Origin of the sequence: Vibrio sp. Y58_MX_L22, from assembly GCF_024181865.1 — a bacterium.
Taxonomy (GTDB): Bacteria; Pseudomonadota; Gammaproteobacteria; order Enterobacterales; family Vibrionaceae; genus Vibrio; species Vibrio alginolyticus.
Genome location: NZ_JAMZAN010000001.1, coordinates 908,921 through 921,842, shown reverse-complemented (window position 1 = coordinate 921,842; position 12,922 = coordinate 908,921). Strand labels below are relative to the sequence as shown.

Here is a 12,922-nt window from a genome sequence, read left to right as displayed (position 1 = left end):
ATCTGCACCTCAATAGTAGTGATGCTATGAGCTTAAACCTTCCTGCAAGGGTAAGGTCAATACCCATTTGCTACTCACAACAATTTCGTCAAAATCTCTCGAATCCCACAAGTGCACGGTCATTTTACTTGCGAGTGATCTCAAGGTTTTTTCTCTTTGAATATAAAGTTCCGTTAAAACACCTAAAAGATGAATGAAGTCGCTCACGTTTTTTAGATGCTCTCAATGTCAGTTCAGTGTCAAAACGTACTTTTAACGTTTTTTATTTTTTATATTTGATGTTAAGTAATTGTTTTTTATTGATTTATTTTATTTTTGATCTTCTCATTTTGAAGTCGCTCAGATTGCTGTAGGGAAAGTTTTTTAGTGCGAAAAAAGTTTGTCATATTTGCCCCGTCCAAACACTGTTTCAAGTTCCTGCCATGTCCTAGTTAGTGAATTTGAAAATGGAAAAAACTAAAAATATAGGGGTTTATAATGTCTTACCTAAAGAAAAGCCTACTTGCCACGGCAATTACCGGCATGATGTTCAGTGGTGCTGCATTTGCTGATGGTGCAAACAGTGACGCAGCAAAAGAGTTTCTAACCAAAGATTCATTTTCTTATGAAGTTTACGGAATCATCGCGATGCAGGCCGCGTACCGCGATTACGATTCTGGTAGCAAAGCAACGGACGATGATTTGGGTGGCATGCAGCTAAACAACGAATCTCGTATTGGTTTCCGTGGTAAAAAACAATTTGCTAACTTCGACCCTACTTTTATTTGGCAAATCGAAGGCGGTTATGTAGACCCTAGCTTTGGTGGCGAGGGCGCAGGTCTTGGTGAACGTGACACATTCGTCGGTTTTGAAAGTGCATCTTGGGGTCAAATTCGTCTGGGTCGCGTTTTGACACCTATGTACGAATTGGTTGACTGGCCAGCATCTAACCCTGGCCTGGGCGATGTATACGACTGGGGTGGTGCTATTGGTGGCGCCAAGTACCAAGACCGTCAATCAAACACTATCCGCTGGGACTCTCCAATGTTTGCTGACAAATTCTCCTTAGATATCGCAGCTGGTGCAGGTGATAAAGCAGGTCTAGGTGAAGGGGATGACTACTGGGGTGGTATCGCAGCACACTACAAAATTGGTCCTATCCAGTTAGATGCGGCATATGAAGGTAACCGTAATATCAAGATGGAAAGCCAAACGTGGGAAAACAACACGTACTTGGTAGGGGCACAAGGCTGGTTTGATAACGGGATCTCTTTCTTTGCGCAATACAAATACATGGAAGCGGACGCAAGCAATGGTGTGAGTGAAAAGCAAGATGCAATGTCTGCCGCTATCATGTACACCACGGGTGATTGGCAATACAAACTGGCTTACGCCGCTAACTTTGATCTCGAGCGTGATGGTAAGAAAATTAACGATACAGCGGACGATGTGTTATCAGCACAAGTTATGTATTTCGTAGACCCATCGGCAGTGCTGTACGTACGTGCTCGTACTCTAGACTTTGGCGACGGTGCGTCTCAATTAGATAAACCAACAGAAGCACGTTGGAAGTCTGCTGACTACGACGAGTTCTCTGTGGGTGTTGAATACTACTTCTAATAAAGAAGTAGCTAAAAGGGCGGAAACGCCCTTTTTGTCTTGATACTGATTCAAATAAGCCTTTGGAATGACTGGCCTGTAAGTTTCAGAGGCTTATCTAAATTGGTATAAAGTGAGAAACCACGATGAAAAAAACAACGACACTTCTCGGACTTTGCGCAATGCTTTCTGCGCCTGCTTTTGCTGCTCAACTGACTCTGCAAGCTGAACTGGTTCCTCGCGTTCTCAACGGTGAGTTCGTGTACCCTGAGTGGATTTCCAAAAATAACAGCATCGAGTTAAAGGATGGGGAAAACCAATTGGCGGTAACGGTTGGACAAATCGTATTTGAAGATGGAAAGCGCCGTAAATTCGATTCGCAGCCGCTGGTATTAGAGTTTGATGCAGAAAAAGACACCGAGCTTTCTCTGACTTATCAAACATTCCGTACTATTGAAGAGGCGAGAGCCTTCGAACTCGATCCTAAAGTGGTATTGAAAGACAAAAACGGAAAAGAAGTGGCATTCTCTATGGTTCAACTTCGTAAAGGTGGTTTGCAAGGTTTTCGTGATTATGAACGAGAAGTTGCCGACTATAATAACGCAATGAATAAAGAATCGACTAAGGCAAGCATTGCGTCTTCTCCAGCGGAAACCAAAACAATCAAAGCATCGTTTAATGAATTGAGCCGTGAAGAGCAGCAAGAATTTATGCAATGGGCAATGCGTAACCTGAAGTAATTTCGTCTCGTGCTTTAACAGTAAATAGCAGGGCTGTGCCTTTTTGGTTCTGCCCTGTTTTTATTTCTGTTGTCAAACCGATTGTAGAATTGACTTACGGTGGTAAAATGTCGCCACTTTTATCCTTGACATTACAACGAGAGATCTCTCGTTGCTCATTACCCCTAAGGAACTCAAATGACGGTTAAAACTCGTTTTGCTCCTAGCCCAACTGGCTATCTACACGTTGGTGGTGCGCGTACTGCACTTTACTCTTGGCTATACGCTAAAAACCAAGGTGGTGAATTCGTTCTACGTATCGAAGATACAGACCTTGAGCGTAACTCTCAGGAAGCGGTTGATGCAATTCTTGAAGGCATGGAATGGCTAGGCTTGGAGTGGGATGAAGGTCCTTACTACCAAACTCAACGTTTTGACCGTTACAACGAAATGGTTGATAAGCTTCTTGCTGAAGACAAAGCTTACAAATGTTACGCCTCTAAAGAGCTGCTAGATGAAATCCGTGCAGAGCAAGAAGCAAATAAAGAAATGCCTCGCTACGATGCTAACCATCCAAAAATCAAAGCAGCAAACGAAGCGGCAAAAGATGGCGATCCATGTGTTATCCGTTTCCGTAACCCGAAAGAAGGCAGCGTAGTATTTGATGATCAAATCCGTGGTCGCATTGAAATCCGCAACGATCAAATGGATGACCTAATCATTCGTCGTACTGACGGTTCACCTACTTACAACTTCTGTGTAGTAGTGGATGACTGGGACATGGGTATCACTCACGTTGTTCGTGGCGAAGACCACATCAACAACACGCCTCGTCAAATCAACATCTACGAAGCCCTAGGTGCGCCAGTACCAACATTTGCACACTGTGCAATGATCCTGGGTGATGACGGCGCGAAACTGTCTAAACGTCACGGCGCTGTATCAGTCATGCAATACCGCGATATGGGTTACCTGCCTGCGGCACTAAACAACTACCTAGTGCGCCTTGGTTGGTCTCATGGTGACCAAGAAATCTTCTCTCAAGAAGAGATGATCAATCTATTTAGCCTAAACGCAGTATCTAAGTCAGCGTCTGCTTTTAACACTGACAAACTGCAATGGTTGAACAACCACTACATCAAGAACTCAGATCCTGCGTACGTTGCTGAGCATCTACAATGGCATCTAGATCAACAAAAACTAGACGTAACGAATGGTCCTGCTATCACTGACGTGATCAAGCTAGTGGGTGAGCGTTGCAACACGCTAGTTGAGCTAGCTGAGCAAATCCGTTACTTCTATGAAGATTTCTCTGAGTTTGAAGCGGGCGCAGCGAAGAAACATCTACGTGGCGTGGCTAAAGAGCCTCTAGAACTTGCATTAGCGAAAGTGGAAGCACTAACTGAGTGGACGACAGCGAACATCAAAGATGGCGTTATCGCAGCAGTATGTGAAGAGTTGGAAATCGGCATGGGCAAAATCGGTATGCCATTACGTGTTGCTGTAACAGGCGGCGGTCAGTCTCCTTCTGTCGATGCAGTAATGGAGCTGGTTGGAAAAGAGCGTTGTATTGCTCGCATTAAGATGGCGCTTGAGTTCATTGCTGAGCGTGAAGCAAACGCATAATTGCTTTGAACTGAACGTTCTTTTGAATAAATAGTCACAAAGCCGCGGTGAGCAACCGCGGCTTTTTTGTATCTTCAATTTAGATAACGAGAAACTTTCTCTCATATTGGTGAATGAAGAGATGGTTTCACCTGTAATTTACCTCAATATGGATAAGATTTTTTAATCCAAATATCGTTGGCATGAATAAAAAACGAGCGATTATATATCAAATATCTGATTGATTTTTATCCATGTTCCTTAAAGTTCCATTTTGTTTGTCTCATTTTTAAGAAAAATCTTTGCTTTAGCTATGTTGTTCCAAAAAATAAAGCAAACGTTTGCGTAGTGATTGCGTGGGGATTTTTTTGCTTAAGATCACATGTTGTCGAGATTTTTGATGACAATAAATTGACAGAATTGGGATTTTTCTCGCGATTTCTTAGCGTTATAGTTCATCCCGTCAGCGATACCGAGATGGCGATATGTATCACTGAGCAGGAAATGTACGTAAGTTGCTTCCATAAAAAAAATGCATGTGCATAAAAAGAAGCTGACTAAGTATCTCACTCAAGGAATGAATAAAAAGAATTGAAATACAATGTCAGTCAGACGGCGCATTTCGGCATCTAACAAAAGAACTTCTTTAGAGGAATCAATAATGAAAAAATTAGCAGCGGTAATTTCAGCGTCTCTACTTATGGCTTCAGCAGCACAAGCAGAAGTATACGTTGGTGGTAAGATGGGTAAGTCATGGATGGAAGACGCGTGTGTAGCGGGCCAGGCTTGTGACAAAGACGATTCTACTCTTGGCGCTTTTGTTGGTTACGAAATGAATAAATACTTCGCAGTAGAAGCGGGTTTCGACAACATCGGTGATTTTAACCAAACTTCTTTCGGTGGCCACGTAGAAGCAATCACTCTTGCTCCTAAATTTAGCCTACCAATCACTGAAGACATCGCACTTTACGGTAAAGTGGGTGGCGCTTACGTAATGTTTGATGGCAAAGATGATTACTCTTACCTAGGCGCGGCTGGTCTTGAATTCAACCTAAGCCAAAACGTAACAGCTCGTGCGGAATACCAAACACTGACTGACATCAGCAACGATGTAACTCGTGCGACAGGTAACACTGCAACACTAGGTGTTTCTTTCAAATTCGGCGGCAACGATGAGCCAGTAATCGTAGAAGAGCCAGTTGTTGTTGAAGAAGTGGTTGTAGAAGAAGTGGTAGAAGAGCCAGTTGTAGTTACGAAAACATTCGAAACTCAAACAATTGGCACAGGTAGCTTCGATCTAAACAGCACAACTCTAAAACCAGAGAGCGCTGCAAAACTTGATAACCTAGTTGCTTTCCTAAACGAGCACCCACAAGCGAACGTTGAAGTTGTAGGTTACACAGATACGTCTGGTCCAGCAGCTTACAACCTAAAGGTTTCTGAAAAACGTGCTGAGTCTGTTGCTAACGCGCTCGTTGAAAAAGGTATTGATTCATCACGTATCCAAGCTCGTGGCGAAGGTGAAAACAACCCAATCGCTTCAAACGACACTCGTGAAGGTCGTCAACAAAACCGTCGCGTAGAAATCGTTGTTCCAGAATTTGAATACCAAGTTCAGCAATAAGCTCCTATTCGACCGTAGTATAGAAGACTGAAGCTGAAAGCCCCAAAGAGTTCGCTCTTTGGGGCTTTTTATTTCTCTTTAAAAACTGACTGAAATGTTCAAAGTGGCTAGGTATTACTTAAGATCAATGCTGTTTAAACGCCCCATAAATGTCAGGATCTCCAAGTTATCTTTATGTGCTTCTAACAACGCTTTTTTGGTTTGCATGTAGGCGGCAAGTTTGCCGTACTTACTAATAGAGCGAACCACCGTTTTATATTTATACTCACCGTCATCATTGAACTCTCGCCACTTGGCGATGTAACACGTATCTCGGTTGTCAGGGTTTTCAAGAGTAGGGTTAGGCTTGTGAACGATTTTAGGCTCAACGCTATGTGGAAGCCTGGTCATTAAGTAAGGGTCTTTCAAAAGACGTCGCCAGAATTTGCCCCACATTTGCCGGCCTAACTCGTTTCTCAGCTTAATGGCTTTTTGTAAGCCTTTCTTTTCTCCAATACGAACAAATCCTACCGAGCGGTGTAGTACCGTATCCTCGGGGGTATGGATATGTATCTTAAAGGCTGTCTTGCCTTTAGAAATAAAGCGGTGTCCAGTGTTAGTTATTAAATTGCTCTTAGACATAGTGCTAACTAATAATTTTATTAATAGCTAAAAGGGTAAGCAAAACTCATAGATAATTAAAGTAATAAAATACAAAACTGTAAATAGGGCTTGTTGAAATGATTTCAAGGGGAAGAAGTCAGATCAGTAGAAGGGTTTATCCCGTAACCGAAACACCCGATCCGATCATATTGATTACTGGGAAGATTATCTAACACGGTGTACTAGGGGGAGCAGTGCGAGGCTTGAAATTGAAGATACAAAAAAGCCTTAGCTCAAGTGGGAGCTAAGGCTATGATATGGCGCCCCCAGTAGGATTCGAACCTACGACCTGTCCCTTAGGAGGGGACTGCGCTATCCAGCTGTGCCATGGGGGCGTAATACCAATAGTTGCAGTTCATTGCACTGTTTTACTGAGTTCAAATCTAGCAATCTACCAGATCTGTATCAGCATCACGTTGAACGATTCGCTACGGTCATTGGTATAATCAAATAAGATGCGCTGCCTATGATATTCAAAAGTGAGCATATCTCAAGACTTAATGTTTGCTTTTATAGGATCTTGTTCATTACGTCGCCAATTTGAACGCTAGATGCTAAATTTGGCTGATCAATCGTCAGTTCCGCTTCGTGTTCGTATATGCGTGATACCGTTAATGTAATTTCGCTTTGCGAGACTTTGTTTCTTGGCAATCCATTTTGGTCGATAAACGACGCGGTGTGCCAAAGCTGCAATTTGTCTCCCTCTTTTACGCCGTGCATACGGCCGAGATCCATCGTTACGGTATTACCGAAGACTGCCACAACCTCTGGCAGTGTAATTTTGCAAGATAGCTCCGACTCCAGATCCAACATAATATTGCGACTAACGCGAAGCATCATCTCGCCATAGGTCGATGCCCAAAAACGTGCACTACGAGTGTCCACTTGACTCGTCTTAGCAAATGGCCAACGCGCGACCTCACGGTAGGCTTTGTTGAAGATTTCATGGCCAGTTTTACCATCAAATACTTTCATTTCTAACGCAAACTGACGATTGATGATGTCATCTTGCAATAGTTGAGATTCGACCGTTGCAGTGAGATCGGTAATGACCCCTCCAATGATGTATTGTGCGCCATTGTCTTGCGCGATCATTTGAGTGCGAGCAGGATAGTTGCTGCTTATTGAGTAGTCCGTTGTACCAACAGACACAAAGCTGCGTGAGGTTTGATCAAGTTGACGGTTCACTACGTGGCTAAAATCGTCACCAACTTGATAAATTTGTCCCATCACTGCTTGTTGTGGTGATGCGACCTCAATATTGCCGACCAGCATTGTCTTTTTGTATTGATCGGTGTGGCAACCCGTTGCCGATGGATAAATATCAACGCGGATTTTTACCTCGACTTTACCGCGACGTTTGCGTTCAGACTCCACCAAAATGTAACGGACTTCATGATTGGTAAACTGGTATTCGTTGCGACTTTCTTCTAATAGCGGCATCAAGTTGCTAATACTGCCAATATCTGCGCCCGAAAAATTGACGGCTTTGAACAGCGCGTCTTCCAACGCATGGAGCCTTGCCGTCTCTTCTGAAGAAACGATGGTGGCAACGCCTGTGACTTCATACCAAGATGCCATTACCTTAAAAGGCACAAGCATCACTAAAGTGATTGAAAACAGACTGTTTAATATTTTTTTCATTGGTTACAACCGTTCGGGTATAAATATTGCTTTAACAAATTCAGTGAAGTTTGGTGGGTTTTTCTTCGTTAGGCAAACAAAGAAAAGCAAAGACTGTTCCAATATTCACTTTCTTGGAAAGGAATTAATAAAGAACGGTATCACCTAAGATTATCTGGAGAATCAAACCATGAAAAAGTGGCTTGTCGCTGCATCGATGATGACGCTTCTGACATCGTGCGCGTACTCACCGATTTACAATGGTAAAGAACCTTACTCGGGAAGCCAGTTCATGCTGATGGATAGTCCGCGTCATACGATGGACTTTTTCATTGAGAGCATGACAGAAGACCTGATGGTTTCTAATGTGGCAGTATCAGCGCGGACACCGATTGCGATTACCTCGTTTGTTGATCTACAAAATATGGATGCAACAAACTGGTTAGGTAACTCGGTCTCTGAAGGTTTTATCCATCAGTTTCAGCGCCGAGGGTTTAAAGTGGTTGATTTCAAAACTACGGGCTCTATTCAAGTGACGCAACAGGGCGATTTTGCTTTAAGTCGTGATTGGCAAGATTTAGCTCAAGAGCAGCAAATTCAGTATGTATTGACCGGAACGATGCTGCGCCAAGAGGGGGGAGTGCTTGTCAATGCACGCGTGGTTGGCATGCAAAGCCGTGTAGTTGTAGCGACAGCGCAAGGTTTCCTTCCGGCTGACCGTATTGGGCGTGACTTAGATACGTTAAATAGCATCCGCACACAAGATGGTGTGTTGATTCGTTCTGACCCTACCATTCGTCAGCCGTACACTGTGATTCTCCGTCCATAGGATAGAAGCATGAAGAAGTTATTATTTATTGTTGCCACACTGATATTGGTTGGGTGTCAGCCATTACAACAGATGCGTCAAGATGAAATCTTAGTGGCGGTGGGCTACGCCAGCGTCAGTGAGCAAACAGGCCGCACAGTAGAAGAAAAGCGTGTACGAGCAATGCGCGCATCAAAAATTGATGCTTATCGTGAGCTAGCAGAGCAAGTTTATGGCATGCGTGTTAGTGGACGTGCAGAGCTGCAAGACCAGCGTTTGGGTATTGAAAGCACCACTGGTGCCGTCGATGGTGTAATTCGTGGTGCAGAAGTTGTGCGTAGTTATCTTGTTGAAGACAGTTATGTGACTGAGCTGCGTCTGGATATCCGTAAGATGGATAAGCTACGTGATTATGGAGAAGTTCAGCAGGTGCCTGAGAAGCGTCAGCAAACCTTGTTTTAAACCATTTCACTAGACAGATAATCTTTTTGAGCGGCTTATTGGTAACAATGAGTCGCTTTTTTATATCTACGTGAGCGCGGGAATTGAGGGTAGGAGTGACGTTTAAGCTTTTATATTGGTGCCAAGCGTCGAGATGGTGTGGGTTTTTCCGCCCGCATTGTAGGTCATGCCAACTTTGCCATGAGTTCGCTGAAGCATGTTGTTGAGTTTATTGAAGCTCAGCTGTGCGCGACTAAGCGATTCGCCATTTACTTGGTTAACTTGTTGACAGTCTAGGACGATCGATTGGATTTGAGCAACAACCTGACTTAGGTGCTCATCTTCAGTAAGTTGATTGACGTGCGGGTGAGAGGCGATTCGCTGATCAGTTGTTCTGAGCTGATCAATGAGCGTCATCTTCTGTTTGGCAATGTTCTCAATCTCGGTAGAGACACGCGCCGTGATTGCTTGTGTTTCTTGGCGTAAAACAGCGGAAAGTGCCTTAGCATTTTCTAGTTGGAAATTGACGAGATCGACTAATGCTGCCATAAAATACTTACCTTCGGCCTAAGTCAGTTAGCTTTTGCCTTGCAATTCGTTTTCAAACTTAATCATGTTGTCAGCCAATTTTTCAGGATCGACTTTGTATGAACCGTTTGTGATAGCTTCTTTGATTGCTGCAACTTTGGCGCTGTCATATGCCGGAGAAGCTGCCATATCCTTCTGGAGTTTACTGACGGCTTTACTTTGCTGGCTGAGTGATACTGCGTCTTGTTGCGCTGGCGCCTTTTTTGATTCTGTCGTGCTGGTAGCATTGGAATCGTTACGTGCAGGTGCGCGACTTGTTGTCGTCATCATTTGCCCTGAACGTATATTATCTATACCTGCCATGTTTAACCTTTGCCTTGTATCGTAATACTGGTATCCAGACTATCGACCAGCGCAAAAATAACTTTAGTCATTTTTTGCATTTTTATTGATCAGTTTAAACACGCTACCAGTGGGTATTAAAAATTAACAGTGATTTCCGCAATGTCAGTCACTATGCCTTCTATTATACGTTGTGACTTATCATTTTTCACTCTTACTTGATCGCCAGCTGAACCATCCTGCAATGCTGTGCCTTGCGTTGTGATCGTCATGCCAGAATTCACCGCTTTGATAATGACCTTTTCATTTCGGCATACCACACAAACATCATTTCTCTCTACGACATCGCCTAAACGAACATTACGCTTTAGCTTTGCCCCAACCACTTGATCGTAGCTAGAAAATCCATCTTTACGAAAGCGCTGTAGCTCGATCATGGAAGTGGTAACATCCGATGCGCTGACGATTTCTCCTCTCCCTAGTGTTCGTGTAGCGACGATCATTGGTACTGATACCGAGATCCTCACAGGGACATAGACTTTCCAGTCATCCGGTTGGCATTCCACTAACACATTGATGTTACTTCTCGTGCTGCTGGTGGAAGAGGCAGATGTATCTAACGGAACAGGGCAATCCGTTGCTTTTATTCTCGAGTCGATCTCTGCCGCATTAACAGATAGCTCGCCACCATCAGGCTGATCAACCGTAGCAAGAATATGTTGTTCTGCTGCTGTTTTTATTTGCTCGATCTGATTATCTGAAGCTGAATGAACAAAAAAGCTAAACATACTGAGCAAAATGCCGATAGACTTAGCGTACTTTGTAATTAGCGCTCTACATATTGTCATAGTCAATGGTGTCGAAGTGAAAGTGAAATACGCCATACTGTCTCCCTGGTATCGTGCTTGCCAGTGGTAGAGTATCATTTAAAAACAAAAAGTTTGAGATGGAGATGAGCATATGACGGGGATTCTTGACTCGGTGAATCAGCGTACGCAACTCGTCGGTCAGAACCGATTGGAATTATTGACCTTTCGACTGATGGGCCGACAGCGCTACGGCATTAACGTATTCAAAGTGAAAGAAGTACTACAGTGCCCTAAGCTGACTTCAATGCCAAATCTACACCCTCTGGTTAAAGGTATCGCTCATATCCGCGGCCATACCGTGTCCGTTATTGATTTGAGCCTGGCAATTGGTGGCCGCCCAACCACTGATTTAGATAAATGTTTTGTTGTTATTGCAGAATTTAACCGTACGATCCAAGCATTTTTGGTATCATCGGTTGAGCGTATTATCAATATGCATTGGGAAGCGATTTTGCCACCGCCAGACGGCGCAGGTAAAGCGCACTATTTGACTGCCGTGACAAACATTGACAATGAGCTGGTTGAAATCCTTGACGTTGAAAAAATCCTGGCAGAAATTGCGCCAGTTGATGAAACGATGGATTCCGCTATTGGCGAAGAAATCGCACAAGCAGAACAAGAAAAGCCTATTGTACGCCGCATACTGATTGCTGATGACTCGACGGTCGCGCGTAAACAGGTAGAGCGTGCGATTACATCCATCGGTTTTGAGGTCGTATCTGTCAAAGACGGCAAAGAAGCGTACAATAAGTTGATTGAAATGGCTCAAGAAGGCAATATCTACGATCAAATTTCGTTGGTTATTTCCGATATTGAAATGCCAGAAATGGACGGCTATACCTTAACGGCTGAAATTCGCAGACATGCCGATTTGAAAGACCTTTATGTTATCCTCCATTCTTCATTAAGTGGTGTATTCAACCAAGCTATGGTTGAGCGTGTAGGTGCCAACACCTTCATTGCGAAATTTAACCCAGATGAGTTGGGTAACGCGGTTAAATCTGCATTAACACAATAAAAGAGACATTAATGACTGCTATTACAATCAGTGATCAAGAGTATCGTGACTTTAGCCGTTTTCTAGAATCGCAATGTGGCATCGTGTTAGGTGATAGCAAGCAATACCTCGTGCGTAGCCGACTGAGTCCTTTAGTGACGAAGTTTAAGCTCGCATCGTTATCAGATTTGCTACGTGATGTTGTTACAGGGCGTAATCGAGAATTACGAGTCGCCGCTGTGGATGCGATGACGACTAACGAAACCTTGTGGTTTCGAGATACTTATCCGTTCACGGTTTTAGCTGACAAATTATTGCCAGAAGTAGCGGCAAGCAAGCGCCCAATTAAGATCTGGTCTGCTGCCAGTTCATCGGGCCAAGAACCGTATTCTATTGCAATGACGATCCTGGAAACGCAACAGCGCAAGCCGGGCTTGTTACCAAACGTGTCCATTACAGCCACAGATATTTCGGCAAGTATGCTCGAGATGTGTCGTGCAGGGGTGTACGACAACTTGGCTTTGGGTCGCGGGCTTTCACCAGAACGTCGTCGCACCTTCTTTGAAAATGCGGACGGTGGTCGCATGAAAGTCAAAGATAACGTCAAGCGTTTGGTGAACTTTCGTCCACAAAACCTGATGGACAGTTACGCACTGATGGGTAAGTTCGACATCATTTTCTGTCGTAACGTATTGATTTACTTTTCTCCAGAAATGAAATCTAAAGTGCTTAACCAAATGGCGAGCAGTTTAAACCCTGGTGGTTACTTGCTGTTAGGGGCATCAGAGTCGCTAACTGGTCTGACTGATAAATTTGAAATGGTGCGCTGTAATCCGGGCATCATTTACAAGCTTAAATAGCGGTATCTCTTCATTGATAGAAAAGCCTGACTTCGTGTCAGGCTTTTTTGTTTGTTACCTTTCTGCGCCGAGCGCTTCATGTATCACTCAATTAGTTGAAGCGCGTTTTTGCCTTGTGCCCTCAACACGGTGTATCTTTATTAAGTGAGCAAAGTGATACGACATGACATTCCAGTTACTTTGGCTCACTTATTGCTATTTCAATTCACGGTAACCACTAGGTTGGTGTAATGCTTTAGGTTTTGGCATGCTAATTGCTTTTTGGTTATCAATCACGGTCAGTTCT

At 43.7% G+C, this 12,922-nt stretch carries 13 protein-coding genes and 1 tRNA gene; 8 read left to right on the top strand and 6 right to left on the bottom strand.

The window, feature by feature from the left end; translation table 11 throughout:
• Window positions 1–477 precede the first annotated feature (477 nt).
• The 4 genes from chiP to NL626_RS03970 all read left to right on the top strand — a co-directional run bounded on the left by chiP (window position 478) and on the right by NL626_RS03970 (window position 5,526).
• The gene (gene chiP / locus NL626_RS03985) at window positions 478–1,599 is read left to right on the top strand and encodes a chitoporin (protein ID WP_005382007.1); all 1,122 of its coding nucleotides are present in this window, start codon (window positions 478–480) and stop codon (window positions 1,597–1,599) included.
• Window positions 1,600–1,724: 125 nt separating this feature from the next.
• Complete coding sequence (locus NL626_RS03980; RefSeq protein WP_213973554.1) at window positions 1,725–2,318, top strand: DUF2057 domain-containing protein; 594 nt, start codon at window positions 1,725–1,727, stop codon at window positions 2,316–2,318.
• Between the two features lie 177 nt (window positions 2,319–2,495).
• The gene (gene gltX / locus NL626_RS03975) at window positions 2,496–3,923 is read left to right on the top strand and encodes a glutamate--tRNA ligase (RefSeq protein ID WP_005384075.1); all 1,428 of its coding nucleotides are present in this window, start codon (window positions 2,496–2,498) and stop codon (window positions 3,921–3,923) included.
• 640 nt (window positions 3,924–4,563) lie between these two features.
• On the top strand, window positions 4,564–5,526 hold the full coding sequence (locus NL626_RS03970; protein WP_006743033.1) for an OmpA family protein: 963 nt from the start codon (window positions 4,564–4,566) through the stop codon (window positions 5,524–5,526).
• A 114-nt stretch (window positions 5,527–5,640) separates the two neighbouring features.
• Here the strand turns inward: NL626_RS03970 and NL626_RS03965 are convergent, their stop codons facing one another.
• The 3 genes from NL626_RS03965 to NL626_RS03955 all read right to left on the bottom strand — a co-directional run bounded on the left by NL626_RS03965 (window position 5,641) and on the right by NL626_RS03955 (window position 7,812).
• Window positions 5,641–6,147: a hypothetical protein gene (locus NL626_RS03965; RefSeq protein WP_005382011.1), complete on the bottom strand. Its 507-nt coding sequence runs from the start codon at window positions 6,145–6,147 to the stop codon at window positions 5,641–5,643.
• Window positions 6,148–6,426: 279 nt separating this feature from the next.
• Window positions 6,427–6,503: transfer RNA gene (locus NL626_RS03960), tRNA-Arg, on the bottom strand.
• Window positions 6,504–6,678: 175 nt separating this feature from the next.
• Window positions 6,679–7,812, bottom strand: a complete 1,134-nt coding sequence (locus NL626_RS03955) for a flagellar assembly protein FlgT (RefSeq protein ID WP_005382012.1) — start codon at window positions 7,810–7,812, stop codon at window positions 6,679–6,681.
• Window positions 7,813–7,981: 169 nt separating this feature from the next.
• Here NL626_RS03955 and NL626_RS03950 point away from each other — a divergent pair, with 169 nt between their 5' ends.
• Window positions 7,982–8,620: a FlgO family outer membrane protein gene (locus tag NL626_RS03950; RefSeq protein ID WP_005382013.1), complete on the top strand. Its 639-nt coding sequence runs from the start codon at window positions 7,982–7,984 to the stop codon at window positions 8,618–8,620.
• 9 nt (window positions 8,621–8,629) lie between these two features.
• Window positions 8,630–9,061 (top strand): flagellar assembly lipoprotein FlgP, encoded by a 432-nt coding sequence (gene flgP / locus NL626_RS03945; protein ID WP_005382014.1) that lies wholly within the window; start codon window positions 8,630–8,632, stop codon window positions 9,059–9,061.
• Between the two features lie 102 nt (window positions 9,062–9,163).
• Here the strand turns inward: flgP and NL626_RS03940 are convergent, their stop codons facing one another.
• From NL626_RS03940 to flgA, 3 genes are all read right to left on the bottom strand, one after another.
• Window positions 9,164–9,589 (bottom strand): flagella synthesis protein FlgN, encoded by a 426-nt coding sequence (locus tag NL626_RS03940; protein ID WP_005382015.1) that lies wholly within the window; start codon window positions 9,587–9,589, stop codon window positions 9,164–9,166.
• Between the two features lie 27 nt (window positions 9,590–9,616).
• Window positions 9,617–9,931, bottom strand: coding sequence for a flagellar biosynthesis anti-sigma factor FlgM (gene flgM / locus NL626_RS03935; protein ID WP_005382018.1), 315 nt, complete (start codon window positions 9,929–9,931; stop codon window positions 9,617–9,619).
• A gap of 116 nt (window positions 9,932–10,047) precedes the next feature.
• Window positions 10,048–10,794, bottom strand: coding sequence for a flagellar basal body P-ring formation chaperone FlgA (gene flgA / locus NL626_RS03930; protein WP_005382020.1), 747 nt, complete (start codon window positions 10,792–10,794; stop codon window positions 10,048–10,050).
• Between the two features lie 76 nt (window positions 10,795–10,870).
• On the opposite strand from flgA, the gene NL626_RS03925 reads away from it, so the two are divergent.
• Together NL626_RS03925 and NL626_RS03920 are read left to right on the top strand one after the other, a co-directional pair.
• Window positions 10,871–11,797: a chemotaxis protein CheV gene (locus tag NL626_RS03925; RefSeq protein ID WP_005382022.1), complete on the top strand. Its 927-nt coding sequence runs from the start codon at window positions 10,871–10,873 to the stop codon at window positions 11,795–11,797.
• Between the two features lie 11 nt (window positions 11,798–11,808).
• Window positions 11,809–12,636 (top strand): protein-glutamate O-methyltransferase CheR, encoded by an 828-nt coding sequence (locus NL626_RS03920; protein ID WP_005382024.1) that lies wholly within the window; start codon window positions 11,809–11,811, stop codon window positions 12,634–12,636.
• The last annotated feature ends 286 nt before the right edge of the window (window positions 12,637–12,922 follow it).